The sequence below is a fragment of the Paenibacillus sp. FSL E2-0201 genome (genome assembly GCF_037963325.1).
Taxonomy (GTDB): domain Bacteria; phylum Bacillota; class Bacilli; order Paenibacillales; family Paenibacillaceae; genus Paenibacillus_AQ.
In genome coordinates this window covers 2,491,868-2,509,374 of record NZ_CP150154.1, presented here as the reverse complement: position 1 = coordinate 2,509,374, position 17,507 = coordinate 2,491,868, and the positions used below count along the sequence as shown (strand labels likewise).

Below are 17,507 nucleotides of genomic sequence, written 5' to 3'. Positions count from 1 at the left end.
ACCCTACTCGCTAAAAGCAGGCAAAAAACAAGAGAACTTCCGCCTTCAGGCGCGACAGCAAGCAACAGCCTTTTTATAGCCTGTCCACTACAATAGAGTAAAGCTTAAAACTTCCTGACATTTCTTAACAAAGAAAGGTGAACGACGCCATGAAAATAAGTTTGCGGCGGAGGCTACAACTTGCGGGTCAAGGATGCCTCCTCCTGTTTCTAAGCTTTGGACTGTTTATATCCAGTTCCGGTTCCCCTTCAGCGCTTGCGCTGGCCAGAGTGAGTGTGATCCAGTCGGTCACACAGGACGCAATCCCTGTGCTAAAGATGAGTTCTTTACCTTCTCCCACTTCGGTCCAAGAATTCGCTAAGACTACGCTGAACAAGCTTGCTGCAGAAGCTCCATTTACAGCTTGGAAGGATGCAGGGATAGAATATTATCCCCTTGGTCCAGGTACTCATGGCTGGCTTGCTAATGTAATGAAGGGCGAAGAGAGAATCGGATATATGATCATTTCCGCCACCGATACAGGCGGATATATGCTAAGTGAATATGGAGCCGGCACCTACGGACTCCCCTACAGTTTAAATGATCTGCGCCAGTTTTTGGTGCAGAAGGGTCTCATTACCTCATCTTTTTCAGGAAAAATAAAACTGACTGCTTTATATGCACCACTTCTGCCGGTCTGGAAAATAACCATTGACGAAAAGACGTTTTACATCAACGCTTCCGTGCCACAAATTTTACCTTGGACACTTAGCAAAGCGGAAGAAGTGCTTAAAGAACAGCCTCCAGCAACAGATGTAATCACCAATCTTAATCCTGACGTATCACCGCTATCAGCCTTCAATAGTGGAGGATCAGATGATCCTTATGAAGATATCCTATGGCTGACCGCTCCTAAACTCACCACTGTAAGCGGCGACAATATTGCGCTTCTAATCAAACCTAAGGAAAGCATCGCTTATCAAGCTGCTGGGCGAAATGATCTTGTCGGGGCACCTTTTATGATTACAGGCTATCAAAGTTGGCAGCCTTCTCATGTACAAAATCAAGCTGAGAACAACAAACTTACCATATACGCGGCGTCAGGCCCTGAAGGAAAACGATACTTACCACTCACTGCATTACAGAAAAATGGGACACTGCATAAGCTGCCAGACAGAACTACCAAAGCACTCGGATATAATCGTTAATATAACAAATGCAAATAACCTTCCACTGCCACCCATGAACAAAGGCACTGGAAGGTTATTTGCGATTTTACATTTACTCTTTTTTGTCATGATCCCACTTGCTTCGCCAGATTGACCACCCAAGCGGAAGCATGCCAAACCATTTCTGTGACCACGGCTGCTTCGTAGCTGCTCTACGGGCATGTATGGCACGTGGATCCTCAATATATACGACTACCTTCTCCGTTATATACTTTACAAGCTCATCGCCACCGGAAGCCATTGTAACACCCCCTACATTATAAGTGAAATTAATTAATCAGCGTCCATTCCATGCTCTTAGTGTGCACCACTCCAGTTAGATCTAAACTACAGACTTCTGATTTGTCGAATAGGTTTACCTATTAAAGCACAATCTAACAAAGAATCCAGGACACGTTATTCACTTGCAAGGAGGCGTTTCACTTGAACAACTGGAGAAAACCACCCTTTCCCAGAGCAGCAGCTGCTATATGCGGCTTTCGAATCACTCTAACAACCCTAGGACTCTTATTGTTGTTTATGGGGAGCTCCTTTGCCTCTGCGACACCAGAGAAGTCCGTGATGAAAGATGACCGTCAGCATATATTAGGTCATGGACACCGATTGATTCTAATTGATGCAGGACACGGAGGCATCGATGGTGGAACTTCCTACGGAAATATTCTTGAAAAAGATATCACGTTAGATATCTCACGTCGATTATTTCTTCTGCTGGGCAGCGATGGCTTTGACGTCGCATTAAACCGCAATGGCGATTATGCCCCTAGTGATGAAAACCGCTGGCTGCGTAGTAAATCTCGACATCTACGCGATCTTGCACAGCGTAAAGAGCTTGCCGAGACATTACCTGCTACTGTAGTGGTAAGCATCCATATTAACTGGGCGCCCTCCCCTTCCAAACATGGTCCACTTGTATTGTACCGTCAAGAGGGCCGCAGCTTCATGCTTGCTAAGTCCATTCAGCATCAATTAAACAATCTTTACGATGTCGAGGCTCATCCAAGACCAGGCAAGCCTTTTTATTTACTAAACAAAATAACCGCCACAACGGTTATCGTTGAGGCGGGTTTTGTAAGCAGTCCGACCGACCGCGAAAAACTGTGCACCCCTAAAGGGCAGCAACAAATCGCTGAAGCCATCGCTGATGGGATTGTAGCTTATCTTATGGAAGTGTAGGGTTGGAGCTCCATTTCATCTCGTTTTTAACCAGATCAGAAATCCCTATAAATTCAACATTGTCTTTCATCTGTTCAATACCGCTGCGGATTCCTGCGGCGGTCTCTTTCCCAAATACACCAACATGACCAATGGTTACACAAAATCGTTGATCCTTCGCTAAGTCTTTGACGAGACCCATTTGTTTCAGAACATGACTTGCTGTATGTGTGTCATCTAAAAAAATATGGTTCTCAACGCGTGGTAACCCCATTCGATAAGCCATATTTCCAGCAACGGAACGGTAGTTGGTCTTGCTGTCTACAAAAAACAATCCCCGTTCTTTGCATACAGATAAGATCACCGCCATAATCCGCTCGTCCCCGGTAATTTTTGAGCCCATGTGGTTATTTATCCCGATCGCATAAGGAACATTATCGAGAGCTGCCTCAACCTTTTGTCGCACTTCCTCATCGGACATTTTGGCCAATATGGCTCCTGGTCCAAGCCATTTAGGATTACCTTGACGCGGCTCCATCGGCAAATGTACCAGGACATCATCACCACGTTCATGCGCGCGCGTAGCATCCTTCACGGATGTAGGCAAAAAAGGCATGACGGCTACAGTAAGCTTTATCGGTAATGAGAACATTTCATCTGTCCCCTTCATGCCATTGCCGAAGTCGTCAATGATGATAGCGACCTTATCACGTTTAGGTGCACTCTCTTCATGCTGCGTATTTGTAACGTTGTCTTTAGACGTGGCAGCAGAGACAGCCGGCGTCGCCGGAATAATTGTGGTAATCATTACAGCAGCAACAGCAATCCAATGTAGTAAGTAACGTTTAACCTTTCGACTGTCCTTCATCAAGAGGAACTCCTCCTTCGTCTTAAACAATTGTTCTCATTGTTTGGTTCACGAAGGTTAAATATGTACGAGGAGGGTTCGCAATAATTTACAATCGAGCTGTTGCTATTGCCCGCGCTTGTCTGCGGCAAGGATTGCTTCCAGCACATCCACAGGTTGAACTTCAAATGGCATATTCTTCATCGGGCTACCCTGGGAGCAGCTGGCCTCTGCCACCACCATTAATTTATCGATATCACTATCGGGAATCCCAAGCTCCTTAAGGGTAACGGGAAGTCCGATTCTTTTGCAGAAATCAATGACCTGAGCAATCTCTTCGTCAGAAGCCTTCTCCAAGAACAACTGCACAATTGTAGCAAAAGCAACCTTCTCGCCGTGTAGCACATTCCTGCATCCCTCATGCATTGTCAGTCCGTTATGAATGGCATGGGCTGCCGCAAGCCCGCCACTCTCAAACCCGACGCCGCTCAAGTAAATATTAGCTTCAACAATATGTTCCACAGCAGACGAGGTGATTCCTTGCTTAACATCTTGCAATGCTGATTCGCCCTCAGCTAGAAGTGTGTCCAGACAAGCACGTGCTAAAGAGAACGCTGCAATTGTGCTTGTCTCGCCTGCATGAGTAATCGCCCCTGATTGCCGGCAAGCTCTTGCTTCGAAAAAGGTGGATAAGGCATCCCCCATTCCAGCAACCAGTAATCTTGCAGGAGCTTTAGCAATAATATCTAAATCTGCGATGACCATGTCGGGATTTCTTTTTAAGGGGAGATAGCAATCAAAGTCACCCGCATCCGTATACAAAACCGATAATGCGCTGCAAGGTGCATCCGTTGAGGCCACTGTGGGAACAATAACTACAGGGAGCTCCGACATATAGCTTACTGCTTTTGCTGTATCCAGCGTCTTGCCGCCACCGATTCCTAAGACGACTTCAACGTCCTTCAGACCAAGTTCTAGCGCCATCTCATCCACCTGAGTACGGCTGCATTCACCCTTGAATTCGCGCAACATAAGAGGTATATTGTTGATTTCAAAGCTGTGCAAGATATCCACCTTGTACATGGAATAAATAAAAGGATCTATAATCGCATAAGCTCTTTTGGCGCCTAGCTTCAAACAATAATCTCCCAGCTTAAGAATCTCGCCATGTCCCTGTATATATTTTGTCGGTGAGCATATCATCTGTGTCATGGTTTCACTCCTCCTTTGTGTATATCCTTTTATTCTAAGGAGTGTTGCTTCAGACTGGCTATTAGAAAAGATGCTAAAGGATCTGGTCTTAAATAAATCCGCCGTTTACACGAATCGTCTGGCCCGTAATCCACTGTGATTCCTTACTGGCTAGAAACAGCACCACACTTGATATATCCTCAGGCTCACCCAAGCGTCCAAAAGAATTCATATTCCCTACATTAGCAATTTCTTCAGCAGTCTTCCCAACGGTAAAGAGCTCCGTATTTACAGGACCGGGCGAAACCGCATTAATGGTGATTCCTTTCCGTCCGAATTCTTTTGCCAACTGACGTGTGAATTGTTCCACTGCACCTTTTGTCCCCGCATAAACACTGTAGGTTGGAAACATCTGACCTGTAACTGATGTCGAGAAATTTATAATCCGTCCGTTCTCACTCATATGTTTAGCCGCTTGCTGGCAAGCAAAGAAGGTACCCTTCACATTGATGGCAAACTGTTTGTCGAAGTCTTCCTCTGTCATACTCGCAATCGGCTTTGTGATCATAATGCCTGCGTTATTAACAAGAATATCAATTTGTCCATAAGCCTCTAATGTAGTTTGGAATAATTGTTCTAGCTCTCGCACTTGGCTGATATCCGCTTGCACAGCAATTGCTTCTCCACCCTTTTGCTTAATTTCGCTCACAACTTCCTCTGCCTTGCCTGGACTACTCGCATAATTAACAACTACTTTCGCACCATGTAAAGCCAAGTTCTCAGCAATTTCCCGTCCCATACCTCTCGAGGCACCTGTTACCAAAGCTACTCTTCCAGCTAAATGATGATCCATGATAATTTCCCCCTATTCAATTGCCGTTCTTGTTGGTCTGATTATAATCCGGCGGCTAAAAAATGACAAGTGACAATTATTTATTTTTGTCATTATCTATAAAGGAGGTTCTAACGAGCAAAATATTTCCCCAATGTTCCGAATGGGTATCACTCCACCCACATAGCAGGTGGTTTTTTGTTCCGTCCACAATCGACCGTTTCTTTGAAATGGGTCTCCCAGTAGTTGGTCATGAACCAGACGTAGGCTTCCGGTTTTACGTCAGCTTTCAAACATTTGATGAATGCCATAGAACACTTGCTCCAGCACATCGTTCTCATAATATAGCACCACCTGCTCTGGCATCAGCGCGCTTCGCAAGCTGTCTTCAAATAATTCTCTGCTTTTGGCGATTTGTCCGCCAAGAACAAGTTTGTCGGGCTGAAAGGCAGCGAAATAAGGACGCAGCATGAGACCAAGCCGCTGGCCGTATATCTCCCATACCTGGATGGTAGAGGGATCACCTGATTGGGCAGCTAAAGCCAGATTCTCCACACTATCATCGCATGAACGAGCATGAAGGCTATCCGCCAACGACAAAATGCCTCTGCTACCAAACACATCATCAACTCGTTCTTCGTTAAATATTTCTTCATATAGCATGCCTGAGGACGGTATGCCTGATCTGCCTGAGACCACCTTTTGCTTCTCTATAAAAGTGGACCCGAGCCCTGTTCCCAGCGTAAGGCATATCATTTTGTCCTCAGGAAACAATCTGCTGACGCCAAGGGAGAACATGACAGCATCATTGCCCAGCCGGATAGGTGCCGCTGCTAGCTCAGACAACCATGGCAAAGAAGAATTTAGCGCTGAGCGCCGAGTTAATTCATCCCGCAGCAGTGCTTTCAAATTTAGGCCGTAAATGGAATCATATTTATTCAGTCCCTGAATACGCGAAATACCTGACTCATATTCGAAGGGTCCCGGAAAGGCAAGTCCGATTACAAACCCTGCTGGAGCTGGATGGTCTTCGATACCTAACTGCGCTTTATAGGCGGTTGACAGTTCCAGAATAAGATCTACTAGGCCGCCAACGATTTGTTCCGGGGTCCCATTCGAATGCGATGGTCGAATGAAAGAAACCCCGGGCATGAGAATGCCGTTCTTTAGGACACCAGCCTTCAAATATGTTCCTCCAGCATCGATAGCAAGGGTCGTCATTAAGCCGGTATGCAGCAAGACCCCAGGCTCCATTACACTTCACCATCCTTCCAATGATGGGGCAGCAGCGGAGTATACCAATTTGGAGAAACTTGAGCAACAATTAAGCTGCATGTTGAGTCACCAATGGACTCAATCCGAAATTTCCCTACTGCAGCTGGAACAATGTAGGACTCTGCATATCCCCATTCCACAGTAGCCTCCTCATTGTTCAGCGGCGTAAGACGAACACGATCGCCATCGACCAGATTGAACATGAGAAACTGACCGTTCGTATCGTCCTGCCATTCACTCTCCAGCTTTAATCTTTTGACCTGGAACAGCAAGTCTTCACGCTCTCCTAGCAACTCCTCCACACTGCTGCCCTGTACGCGGGAAATGACAGGAGATCGCACCAAATGCTCATTAACATAACGCGTGTCTATGCTGTCATTCATATTGCAACTTGCATGATCGCGGTTAATGGGCCGCGGCAAGCCATCTTTGTCCAGACGCAGGTGGTCGTAGATCTTGAAGGTGAACCACCAGGTTGTAGATGAGATTTCCAGAACGAGGTTGCCTTTGCTCGAGAAATGAACAGCTCCTGGCGGAATAAGAAACAAATCTCCTTTGCGAGCATCCAGCACATTCACATATTGTTCGACAGCGAGCGGCATCCGCGAAGCATGGGCGTTATCCACCGCTTCCAGCAGTTGCTCTCCGTTTATTCCTTCGGTAAAACCAAGTGCAATATAGGGAGTCGCTGCTTCCTCTTGCTCCATGATGTAATAGGACTCTTGCTGGGTCATCGTCTCGTTAAAGGTTTCCTCAATATAGGCTTGACGAGGATGAACCTGCAAGGACAGATGATCTCCCCCAATGGTATCCAGATAATCGAAGCGGATCGGAAAGTAATCTCCGAACAGTCGGACATTTCGCTCTCCCATAATTTCCAGCGGATGGGCCGACAGCAGCAGCGGAAAAGGTAGCTCCAGCGTGTGGCCGCATGCTTCAATCAGTATCGTATTTTCCGGTGCGATCGGCTCAAAGCTCCATGCGCAGTTATCCCACTCTTCCGGCAATTCGCACAGTTCTTTCAAATACTGCCCCCCCCAAATGCCTGGAGCAAAGAAAGGCTTTACGCGAATTGGCTGCCCTGCCGCTGCTTGCATGATCTTACGCAGCAGAGGAAGTGTAAGGAACGTCGGCTGATCTGGATCATTCATATCCATGTAATAGTCAAAATCATTTAGATAGCGCTTACGGTATTGGTCCCATACCGGCCATTCCAGGAACAATGCTTGTTTATAGGTCTCTACTGGATCTACACATTTCCCCAATTGCAGCGAACCCATCCCTTGCCGGTGAAGCCGCTGTTGATGCTCCCGTGAAATGTCACAAAATATAGATAGTGAGGCATCCGAAGAGAGGTAGCCTGCACCTGGTCCATAGGTAATAATCATCATACCGGAGCAATCCCCGCCTAAGGATTCCGAAGATTGCTGAAGAATTTGAGCAACGTCAGACTGCCATTCTGCTTGCGCGTGCGGTCTGAAGTAGTCTTTAAAATCGACATCTGAAGCAATAAATCCAAAGGTGCGGTTATTGGTCAAATAACGGTCAAACGCCGTTAAGAGCTTCGCGCTACTGTTCATATATCTCATACTATCCAGTTCAATATAAGCAATGTTCTTGTGGCTACATAGTGCATGCAGTTGCTCAAGGATTGTCGTAAATGCGGCACCATGGGTACCGTCAATGGCTAAATGATATGTCTTGGCATTGTGTTGGTTAAAATCGTCCTTTATTAGCCGTAGCCATGCCTCATAGCCCGTCCCAATATCGGACTGCACTGCCTCATGGCATTTCAGCCTTACAGGATTAACCGGAACAGAATTAAAAAATCGAACTTTACTTACTTCCATTGCTGCTGCCTCCCAACTCGTAATCAATGTATGTTCACATTGTATAAATTGTTGGGGACAGCGTCTTTAAAGGAAACAGCACTATTTTTGTACAATCAGGACATTTTCGGAGGGAAATGAATGTTGCCGGAGCGACCTTCGGAGAATTGTGAACGGCGAAATTTGGCAGGAGATACGCCAAGCGCGCGGGTAAAAACACGGGTAAAGTAATGCACGGACTGAAAGCCGCATTGTAACGCAATGTCCTTAATGGGTGCATAATCATTTAGCAGAAGCTGCGATGCATGCTGCATCCGGCGCTCCTGAATATAATGCACGAAGGACTGACTGAGATACTCCTGAAATAATCGGGTTAAATGCCGGGAAGAGATATGTAGATGAGTCGCGACGGTCGCAAGCGTAAGCTCATTGCTCAAATTATCGTCAATGAAACGCTTGGCTTGCCTAAATAAAGCATGCCCTGGAGAAATCGGTTGTTGAACACTTTCACCCGCGGTAAGGGTCAAGCCATGCAATTCGGGGAAGGACAACAGCAGCGAGTAGGCGACCTGTTCCAGGGCTAGCGGAATGGTTGAGACTGAATTTGCACACAAAGCTAGTAACGCCTGCCACAAATGTCCTGTCAAAGAGGAGTCGGCCCCCCTAACAACACTATTTCCTCGTTCAGCAAGCTGTCGATACGCTTCGAGATAAAACGGCTCTGTCAGTGATTCATCCATTTCAAACGCGACATAACATAATGTTAATCCGGAAGTGCTTCGAATCTGGTGCCATACGCCAGGCGTAGACAGAAAAGCCGTTCCTTTTACTAAATTATACTCCCTGTCGTGTTCATAATAGCTCCCCTCTCCATCTAACACATAGCAAGCTTCAAAAAAAGAATGGCGGTGGAGGGAATTATCGAAATGAGCCGGCATGAAACCCCAATATAAAATAGTTATGGACAAGCCGGTTCCTTGAATTTTTGTAGCATGTCGGTTACATATAGCATTGGCTCGACGGAAGCTGGATTGGATTGACAAGTTCATCCCTCCTTTGTTCGCTCCCATTGTATACTGGCCTCTTTATGGAATACAAGCTGCTGCCGTTACATTTACTTCGAAATTCCGAAAAGAATCAAATCCCACACGGCGTTAAATTCCTGATCAATCTTAGCTGTCTGCCACTCTTTCGCATGAGCAGGATGGTGAAAGCGTGATGTAGCAATAAAAATCGCTCTTGCTGTAACCCTTGATTCCAACGCTCTAAACTCCTCGGTTTGTATACCTTTTTCAATAATGGGTGTGATTTGCTCAATTAATTGATCTACGTGTTGGGTAATCATATCTACCGCTTCTAAAGTTACGGAGGCGTACATTGCAAACATTTCGGAATCATCTGCAGCATAGGTTCGTTTACTGCGGATTAGAGTATCCAGCCACAAACGCAGCTGCTCTTTGGCAGTCCCATCAAATTGCTCAGTAATGACCTTTAGCGGGGCTAAAATATTGTGATGCAACCATCTTTCGGTAACCGCCTCTCGTAAAGCAGATTTACTTGAAAAATGTCTATATAGCGTACCATGACTAACTTTCAGCACTCTCGCTACATCAACAACGGAAGTCTTATCCGGGCCAAAACGCCGGAGCACTTGTTCAGCTGCATCCAAAATGTTTTCTTTAGATAATGGAAGATCATTCGACATATATATTCCCCTCGCTCTATCTCTGGTGGTTATTATCATAGCATATAACAATCAAAAACAAACTGACAATATCATCACTTTGTCATTCGTAAAATCATTGTCAGTATAGACTCTTACAAATTAAACTTAGGTACGTATTTGGTAAACCAAATCCCATCCTTTTCGGCGTTCTTACATGCCAATAAGAGCAATAGAGTCCGTTAACTTGCCTAAAGATGTGAAGTTTATCCATTCCCCGATAACAAAAAACCTCCCTAATCTCTCAAGAAGGCGAAAGTACATTATTTCATCTATTTTCTCACTGATCCAGCTTCCCTCTAACAAACTTACCAATCTTCATAATCGCCTGCTGCGCTTCTGGGAGCATGTACGCTAAGAAATGAAAAACACTCCACATATTCTCCCATATTTCCAATTCCACCTGAACACCCGCTGCTTTCGCCCGTTCAGTCAACCTCGTTGAATCACTTAAAAGCACCTCATGATCACCTACTTGAACAAGTAACTCAGGTAATCCTTGTAAACCCATCCTTAATGGCGATAGTATTGGATCCAACTCTGAGCATGTGCCTACATATGCGTTAAGTATTCGTTTACTCCCCTCTAAGCTACTTGTCGGATCAAGCAATGCTCGACTTTGATAAGATTCTCCGTCCAGATGAACAAGATCCGTATGAGGTGATATTAAAAAGGCACCCGCTGGTAACTCTCTCCCCTCATTCCTCAAACTAATCAGTGTCATTAGCGCAAGGCTGGCTCCAACAGAGTCTCCTCCAAACACGATACCATTGGCAGAATATCCATTCGCAAGCAACCACTGATAAGCCTCTATACAATCTTCATTAGCAGCGGGATAAGGATACTCGGGCGCAAGGCGATACTCAATAGTTAGAATTTTCGTTCCGCTAGCTTTTGCTATTCGTGTTGCTAGATTCCGATAAAATTCACAAGTGCCCGCAATAAACCCACCACCGTGAAAATAAAGGATAACTTCATGCTGAGGCGGCACTGGCTGCATAGGTATTATCCACTCTCCACGCATTGACCCGATTATAGCCGGTTCAACTTTAACATCAGAATGACTAGGCAGGCTCGAAGCCGTTTCGGCCATTTCTTGCCGGATTTGCTCTACAGACCTACTTTCAAATCGGTTCGTTTGGTTTAGATAATTTTTGATCATTGCAAGCTGTTCTATACTCGTTTTTTCCATATCTATAATCCCTCCTACAGATCTCTTCTTCGCAAATTGTAAAGCCTGTAGGAGACTACAAGGTCAAGTTAAAGTTCCATTTTTAGTATTTCTAACGTCGACTGTACACCTGGATGTTTATCTGCTGCTAGCAAATTTCTTCTTAAATCTTCGAGGGCTGCTAGCTTCACTTCCTGTTTGACTATTTCGTTACGTACCTTATCCATTTTTTTAACTACAACGTTTACAAAATCATCTATGCTAATGCCGCTGCTTTCCGATTTTAACAGTGCCTTTTTAATTTCCTTTAATGTGAACCCACATAGCTTAGCATTATGTATAAACGTTAGTCGACTAAGCGCTTCTTCAGAATAAAGACGATATCCGGCTTCCGAACGTAAAGGAGTGCTAATCAGTCCAAGCTCTTCATAATACCTTAACGTCTCCATATTCACATTCGCCATTTTGGCCATTTGGCCTCTCAAGTACTCCGTCATCATATACGCCTCCTTGGAATCCCCTATATTATACCAAATACACAACTCCAGAGAGTATCAGAAGAGAGATAACAACTACTCAAAATTAACTAAAAACTCCTTATTCACACACAAAAAAACGGCATTTCTTAGATCCCTCTTCCGGTTATCGCTACTATTCAGATAAAGAGCTTATTTATTTGGATGTCATAAACTTCTGTAAAAAAAAGAATATGCCGCTTCAAGATTAAAGATGTATTTACGAATGATAATCTCGATTATATTATTAGTTTTCTTAAAACAAAGGACGAGGAAATTGAACAGGAAATCAAGCAGTTGAATAAGACAAAATCACAGCTTAGAGCTTTACGAAAACAATATGAAAATCAAGCTTGTTTATCCGATGTCCCACTATCCCCCACCCATTTTTCAACCAAGGCTTTGGGAGAAAGAGCGATCGTAAAAATCCACTCCCTACAGAAACCCAGCCTTGAAAGTTTCCATCAACTGCAGGATGCATTGAATCAACAGCTTGAAGATGAGCCAAAAAATGCATTCGTATTTGATCTTCGTGCAAATATTATGACCACTACTTCAGAGCCTAGTGAGAATTCATCTGTCTTTTTTGTAGTTTGTGAGAAGTACCCTGAACAGGCCGACTGGATTTCAATATTACCTAAAGGGATTTATCTCTATGGTTATTGCTCGGAGGAGCAGAGAATGGAAACGATACAGAATATCGCTGCACATGCTAAAGCCGAATACAACACGGAGATTCCATTCGTCATCCAGTCCGTCATTTTCACCGGAATGTTTCAGTGGGTTTATGAGATTCAAGTATTGTTAACATCTGCATGATCATAGTCGTGGTTTGAGATGAACGCTCGTAAAAGACCCAATTAATATAAGAGTAAACAAAACAGCATGTGCCGATATAAAATCGACACATGCTGTTGCATTGAAAAATGGTCTAGGCTTGTTCGAATTAAAATCTAGCCACAAAAAACTCACGGTCTGATGGAACGTTAAAACTTCTGATAGTAGCTCCGTTCTCATCTCTTAATGTAAGCAGATAAGCTACCGTTGTTAAGGTGGTAATTGTAGGGAATCTTACTACACCAAATTCATCGAAATCAGCAGTTACTGTTGTAGTACCTGCTCGTAATGAAGCTGTCCAGCCTGTAGTTGCTTTAGGTGTGCCACTTGCATTTGTACCAATAGCGACAACAATAAATCTATCCAATGTCTGTTTAATTCTCCGTCTCTTTCTCGTTGCAGCAGCTTTCACTCTTTTTGCCGCGAGGGCTCTTGCCGCCACAGCGGCTTGCCTGTTAACTGGCTTCTTAATGGTCACCATTTGCATCACTACTTTCTTTTTTAGGATACGTTAGTAGATGCAAGATTTATGATTCTTGACTTCACTATTACCTACTTAGCGAGAAATATACTTTATTCCTAGATTCATAGATTCGTACCTACTGGATCAGTGATGCATATAATGCATTTGTGAGGTGATCCATTAAGAAATGAGCCGACAGTTATGGGTAGAACAACATGGTTCAAAAATCCATAGGGCGCTGAGAAAAAGGATTCAACAATCTCAAGTCCCTCGCGGTACATCCGCTAAAATTCCTATCATTATCAAATTCAAACAAAAAATGACCCCAGCCCAGCTGAAGTCATTACAAAAGCATTTAGAATTACATGACTTTCCTATCAAACACCACCTCCCCATACTTAATGCTGTAGCATCACGAGTTTCGATGAATTGTCTGAAACAGATGTGTGATTGGCAGGGGATTGAGAAAATCTATGTAGATGGAATCAAAAAAACATCCCTTAATATAGCAACACCCTCCATCGGTTCTGCCGCCATCCAGAAGAAACAAGGGCTTACCGGTAAAGGGATCAACATTGCCATTCTTGATACAGGCGTGTATAGACACCCTGATCTGATAAAGCCCTGTAACCGCATCGTGGCTTTTAAAGATTTCGTCAATCATAGAAAACAGCCCTATGACGATAACGGTCATGGGACTCATATTGCAGGGGATGCGGCAGGTAACGGGTGGATGAGCAAAGGGAAATACAAAAGCCCTGCTCCGAAGGCTGGAATCGTTGGCGTTAAAGTACTCGATAAAAACGGCGACGGATATGACTCCACGATTATTAAAGGAATTGAGTGGTGCATTGCAAATCGCAAGCGACTAAAGCTGCGTATCCTTTCAATGTCATTCGGAGGTACTGTCAATTCAACTTGTGCCGATGACCCTCTATGCCAAGCAGTAGAACAAGCAATTAGAGCCGGCCTTACAGTTGTAATAGCGGCAGGAAATAGCGGCCCTAAGCGAAGTACGATCGAATCTCCTGGTATTAGTCCTTCAGCAATTACTGTCGGTGCAGTGGATGATCGCCGCACACTCACACAAAAGGACGACCGGATTACTTGGTATTCCAGCCGTGGTCCTGCACCGCGGGGGCGTAAGAAACCAGACCTCGTTGCCCCCGGTGAAACAATCATCTCTCTTCGTGCTCCCGGATCCAAACTGGATCGTGAACTTCCTTACTTGCGGATAGCGAAAGATTACTTTGTGCTGTCCGGTACCAGCGTCTCAACACCTATTGTCTCAGGTGTTATCGCCCAATTGCTGCAGAGAAATCCATCTTTATCTCCAAAGCAAGTGAAAGCCCTACTGAAAAAGAACACATTCTCTCTGAAACTTCCCCCTAACACAGCGGGCTGTGGTGAGATCAATGCGAGATTTTTATTGTGATTTTGCTTTTTAATACTCTATTTCTCGCTTAAACGCCGTGATAACAGAAACGGATAACTCTTCAGTAAATTTACCCGTAGGTTCAATTTCTAATAAAGAAGATCTCATATCCGCTTCAAATCGTTCTATGTGATCTCCAAATAATCGCTTAGATGCATAGGATGTGGAATACAAATTACCAATAATCGAATCCACGGTCCATGTGATTGAATAACTGGGTAAAACCAGTCTTTCCACATCTTTAAAACTAGATTGCGCAACAATGTCCTCATGTCTTTCTTTAGGATGAGTATAGGTGCTGTCTCCTGCTATCCTTTCGTTACCTAACCAGCGTTTCACTATTTCATTTACCTTAAGCTGCCAAGATAATGGTTCTTGCTCAACATTAAAAGTATCAATAATGGCTAGACCGCCATTATCGTCCAAACAATGATATAGAATTTCAAGAATGGACGCCCTATCCATCCAATGAAACGCTTTGGCGAGAATGGTAAGACGGAAGGAGCCCCAGTCGCTCAGCAGCTCTTCTGCTCTACCCCGCCTCCAACTAACGTTACCTACTCTGTGAATTTTTGATAGACGATTCGCCTCATCCAACATTTCACTTTCCGTATCTACACCTATCATTTCTTCAAACCAATCACTGAATCTTAGTGCCAACTGACCCGTACCACATCCTAAATCAAGTAAACGACCCTCTCCGTTAAGCGAAAAATGCTGAATCAAGAACCGAATAAGGGATGAAGGATACTGTGGTCGATATTCTGAATAGTACACCGCAGTACCTTTAAATAAATTCGAACCATATTCATTCATAGTTTCACCCTTCTCTGTTTCTAATAGGACAAAATCATAGCAGTCATCCCACTAAAATAAAAGGCTGTTCGGATTAAATCCGCTCAGCCTTTTATTTATGCCGATACGCTTAATTCGCTGTATTTGGACTCAGGAATCAAAAAATGCACTTAGAAATGATTGACAAATAAGTTCGTTGCATATATCGTTAATTACATAACTAACTAACCAATGAACATGGCGGTGAATACATGGGAAGCTTAATGGATGATACACGACCGATATTTATGCAGATCGCCGAGCGCATAGAAAATGACATCATCGAAGAAACACTCTTGGAGGAATCACAGGTTCCTTCAACAAATCAATTTGCTGTTTTCTACCAGATCAATCCGGCAACGGCTGCGAAAGGTGTGAATCTGCTAGTGGATCAGGGAATATTGTACAAAAAGCGAGGTATCGGTATGTTTGTTGCTTCTGGAGCGCGTGCAGTATTGATGGAGAAGAGAAAAGAGCAATTTTATGAGCAATATGTTGTAACTATGATCCGTGAAGCTGAGAAATTAGGAATAACGTTGGATCAATTAACGAAGATGATTCAGAGGGGAGATAATCGGTCATGAATGAAATCGTTGAGATTAAGGGGCTAACCAAGTCGTATGGAAAGGTAACCGTCATCCAAGACGTTACTTTTTCTTTGGAGCAAAATAAAATCTATGGACTGCTTGGCAGAAATGGTGCGGGGAAAACAACAATCATGCACATGATCACAGCACAGTTATTTGCTACAAGTGGTGATTTGAAGGTATTTGGAGAACATCCCTACGAGAATAACCGCGTACTCAATCAGATTTGCTTCATTAAGGAAAGTCAAAAGTATCCGGATACGTACCGTATTATAGATGTTCTAGAGGTATCCGCGTTATTTTTCCCTAACTTTGATCGGGACTACGCCCAATCCTTAATCAAGGACTTCAATCTCCCCTTAAAAAGAAGAATAAAGAAGCTGTCCAGAGGAATGCTCTCGGCAGTCGGTATTGTAGTGGGCCTTGCCAGCCGCGCTCCGCTGACTATTTTTGACGAGCCCTATTTAGGTCTGGATGCTGTAGCAAGAAGCCTGTTTTACGATCGATTGATTGAGGATTATTCAGAATATCCACGAACAGTTGTCTTGTCTACACATTTGATTGACGAGGTAAGTCAGTTGTTAGAGCATGTCATTGTTATCGACAACGGTAAGATTATTATTAATGAGGATGCTGAAGCTCTTCGCGGGCGAGCCGCTAAGGTGATTGGTGCAACTGCGAAGGTCGAAGAGTTCATCTCCAGTAAAGATGTTATCTCTCGTGAACCTTTTGGCGGATTACTTTCTGCCACTCTAGTCGGCTTAAACTCAACAGATCTATCACGTGCTGAGATGCTTGGTCTGGAGATCTCCCCCATATCTTTACAACAGTTAATTGTCCATCTTACAAATAGAAGATCTCAAGGAAAGGAAGTGGCAGCACAATGAACCATATGACAGGGATATTAAAAATGCACTACAAGGATAAATGGTTTTGGTTATTTATGCCTTGGATCATATTATTGTCCAGTTTTCTCGTTAATCTTATCATAGCTTTTTTCATGCAAGAACCCATGTATACCGGTGGCCTAGTCTCTATCTTTATTTACATGTTTGTCATAGGTATCATCATTTTGGTGCAGACTTTCCCCTTTGCCTTAGGCTTAAGCCTACGGAGAACGGATTATTTCTTCGGTACCTCCTTGATGGCTGTTATTACAAGTGCCGGCTTCTCCCTTCTTCTGTTCCTGCTATCCGTTATAGAAAACAATTTAACACCTGGATGGGGTGTGCAGCTACATTATTTTCACCTACCATACTTGAATGATGGTACTGTCCTAGAACAGCTGTGGATCTATTTTATGATCATGTTGCATATGTTTTATTGGGGATTTGTTATATCCAGTATCTTCCGCAGATTTGGTAGAAGTGGTCTATTCATTTTCGCGGCAGTCATGTTTATTCTGTACAGTGTCGCTGGATTGTTAATGACGTATTATCGGTGGTGGGGAGATCTATTTAATTGGTTTGCCAGCCATACCGCATTTGATCTTGCCTTGTGGACCATGCCTTTGACGGTCTTGTATGCACTCTTATCGTTCTGGATGCTTCGGAAGTCTACAGTGTAAGGCACTGCCTCGAATATTCTAAATATTGTAGGTGTAGG

Annotated in this window: 20 protein-coding genes; 7 read left to right on the top strand and 13 right to left on the bottom strand. The window is 44.0% G+C overall.

Features of this window, described 5'->3' with window-relative positions; translation table 11 throughout:
* Positions 1-149 precede the first annotated feature (149 nt).
* Positions 150-1,187 (top strand): hypothetical protein, encoded by a 1,038-nt coding sequence (locus NSU15_RS10985; protein WP_042126427.1) that lies wholly within the window; start codon positions 150-152, stop codon positions 1,185-1,187.
* A gap of 73 nt (positions 1,188-1,260) precedes the next feature.
* On the opposite strand, the gene NSU15_RS10980 is transcribed toward NSU15_RS10985, so the two are convergent.
* A complete protein-coding gene (locus NSU15_RS10980) occupies positions 1,261-1,449 on the bottom strand; it encodes a YqzE family protein (RefSeq protein ID WP_042126425.1) in 189 nt (62 codons plus the stop codon).
* Positions 1,450-1,631: 182 nt separating this feature from the next.
* Between NSU15_RS10980 and NSU15_RS10975 the strand changes: the two genes are divergently transcribed.
* Positions 1,632-2,384, top strand: a complete 753-nt coding sequence (locus NSU15_RS10975) for an N-acetylmuramoyl-L-alanine amidase (RefSeq protein ID WP_249923544.1) — start codon at positions 1,632-1,634, stop codon at positions 2,382-2,384.
* Here the strand turns inward: NSU15_RS10975 and NSU15_RS10970 are convergent.
* The 10 genes from NSU15_RS10970 to NSU15_RS10925 form a co-directional block, all read right to left on the bottom strand.
* Positions 2,371-3,231 (bottom strand): divergent polysaccharide deacetylase family protein, encoded by an 861-nt coding sequence (locus NSU15_RS10970; RefSeq protein ID WP_339290348.1) that lies wholly within the window; start codon positions 3,229-3,231, stop codon positions 2,371-2,373. The two genes, NSU15_RS10975 and NSU15_RS10970, sit on opposite strands and share 14 nt — an antisense overlap.
* 105 nt (positions 3,232-3,336) lie before the next feature.
* Positions 3,337-4,422 (bottom strand): glycerol dehydrogenase, encoded by a 1,086-nt coding sequence (locus tag NSU15_RS10965; RefSeq protein ID WP_339290346.1) that lies wholly within the window; start codon positions 4,420-4,422, stop codon positions 3,337-3,339.
* A gap of 88 nt (positions 4,423-4,510) precedes the next feature.
* Positions 4,511-5,254, bottom strand: coding sequence for an SDR family oxidoreductase (locus tag NSU15_RS10960; protein WP_076119629.1), 744 nt, complete (start codon positions 5,252-5,254; stop codon positions 4,511-4,513).
* A 149-nt stretch (positions 5,255-5,403) separates the two neighbouring features.
* Positions 5,404-5,526, bottom strand: a complete 123-nt coding sequence (locus tag NSU15_RS10955) for a hypothetical protein (RefSeq protein ID WP_283936252.1) — start codon at positions 5,524-5,526, stop codon at positions 5,404-5,406.
* The gene (locus NSU15_RS10950) at positions 5,516-6,487 is read right to left on the bottom strand and encodes an ROK family protein (RefSeq protein WP_339290342.1); all 972 of its coding nucleotides are present in this window, start codon (positions 6,485-6,487) and stop codon (positions 5,516-5,518) included. The genes NSU15_RS10955 and NSU15_RS10950 overlap by 11 nt, the downstream gene beginning before the upstream one ends.
* Positions 6,487-8,358 carry a class I mannose-6-phosphate isomerase gene (locus NSU15_RS10945; protein ID WP_339290340.1) on the bottom strand — a complete coding sequence of 624 codons (1,872 nt, stop codon included), beginning with the start codon at positions 8,356-8,358 and terminating at the stop codon, positions 6,487-6,489. The genes NSU15_RS10950 and NSU15_RS10945 overlap by 1 nt, the downstream gene beginning before the upstream one ends.
* A gap of 95 nt (positions 8,359-8,453) precedes the next feature.
* Complete coding sequence (locus NSU15_RS10940; RefSeq protein WP_339291316.1) at positions 8,454-9,386, bottom strand: AraC family transcriptional regulator; 933 nt, start codon at positions 9,384-9,386, stop codon at positions 8,454-8,456.
* A gap of 65 nt (positions 9,387-9,451) precedes the next feature.
* The gene (locus NSU15_RS10935; protein WP_076119631.1) at positions 9,452-10,042 is read right to left on the bottom strand and encodes a TetR family transcriptional regulator; all 591 of its coding nucleotides are present in this window, start codon (positions 10,040-10,042) and stop codon (positions 9,452-9,454) included.
* Positions 10,043-10,340: 298 nt separating this feature from the next.
* Positions 10,341-11,252, bottom strand: a complete 912-nt coding sequence (locus tag NSU15_RS10930; RefSeq protein ID WP_339290337.1) for an alpha/beta hydrolase — start codon at positions 11,250-11,252, stop codon at positions 10,341-10,343.
* A 68-nt stretch (positions 11,253-11,320) separates the two neighbouring features.
* A complete protein-coding gene (locus NSU15_RS10925) occupies positions 11,321-11,731 on the bottom strand; it encodes a MerR family transcriptional regulator (RefSeq protein WP_339290335.1) in 411 nt (136 codons plus the stop codon).
* 312 nt (positions 11,732-12,043) lie between these two features.
* Between NSU15_RS10925 and NSU15_RS10920 the strand changes: the two genes are divergently transcribed.
* Positions 12,044-12,565, top strand: coding sequence for a hypothetical protein (locus NSU15_RS10920; protein ID WP_339290333.1), 522 nt, complete (start codon positions 12,044-12,046; stop codon positions 12,563-12,565).
* 127 nt (positions 12,566-12,692) lie between these two features.
* Here NSU15_RS10920 and NSU15_RS10915 read toward each other — a convergent pair whose 3' ends face one another.
* The gene (locus tag NSU15_RS10915) at positions 12,693-13,070 is read right to left on the bottom strand and encodes a hypothetical protein (protein WP_339290332.1); all 378 of its coding nucleotides are present in this window, start codon (positions 13,068-13,070) and stop codon (positions 12,693-12,695) included.
* Positions 13,071-13,470: 400 nt separating this feature from the next.
* Between NSU15_RS10915 and NSU15_RS10910 the strand changes: the two genes are divergently transcribed.
* Positions 13,471-14,481 carry a S8 family peptidase gene (locus NSU15_RS10910; protein WP_339290330.1) on the top strand — a complete coding sequence of 337 codons (1,011 nt, stop codon included), beginning with the start codon at positions 13,471-13,473 and terminating at the stop codon, positions 14,479-14,481.
* A gap of 9 nt (positions 14,482-14,490) precedes the next feature.
* Here the strand turns inward: NSU15_RS10910 and NSU15_RS10905 are convergent, their stop codons facing one another.
* Complete coding sequence (locus NSU15_RS10905) at positions 14,491-15,297, bottom strand: class I SAM-dependent methyltransferase (protein WP_339290328.1); 807 nt, start codon at positions 15,295-15,297, stop codon at positions 14,491-14,493.
* Positions 15,298-15,527: 230 nt separating this feature from the next.
* Here NSU15_RS10905 and NSU15_RS10900 point away from each other — a divergent pair, with 230 nt between their 5' ends.
* Genes NSU15_RS10900 through NSU15_RS10890 form a run of 3 tightly spaced genes read left to right on the top strand, consistent with a single transcriptional unit; the run spans position 15,528 to position 17,469 of the window.
* The gene (locus NSU15_RS10900) at positions 15,528-15,899 is read left to right on the top strand and encodes a GntR family transcriptional regulator (RefSeq protein ID WP_076119637.1); all 372 of its coding nucleotides are present in this window, start codon (positions 15,528-15,530) and stop codon (positions 15,897-15,899) included.
* Entirely contained in the window at positions 15,896-16,789 is an 894-nt protein-coding gene (locus NSU15_RS10895; protein WP_339290325.1) for an ABC transporter ATP-binding protein, read from the top strand. The genes NSU15_RS10900 and NSU15_RS10895 overlap by 4 nt, the downstream gene beginning before the upstream one ends.
* Positions 16,786-17,469, top strand: coding sequence for a hypothetical protein (locus NSU15_RS10890; RefSeq protein WP_042126401.1), 684 nt, complete (start codon positions 16,786-16,788; stop codon positions 17,467-17,469). The genes NSU15_RS10895 and NSU15_RS10890 overlap by 4 nt, the downstream gene beginning before the upstream one ends.
* Positions 17,470-17,507: the final 38 nt, after the last annotated feature.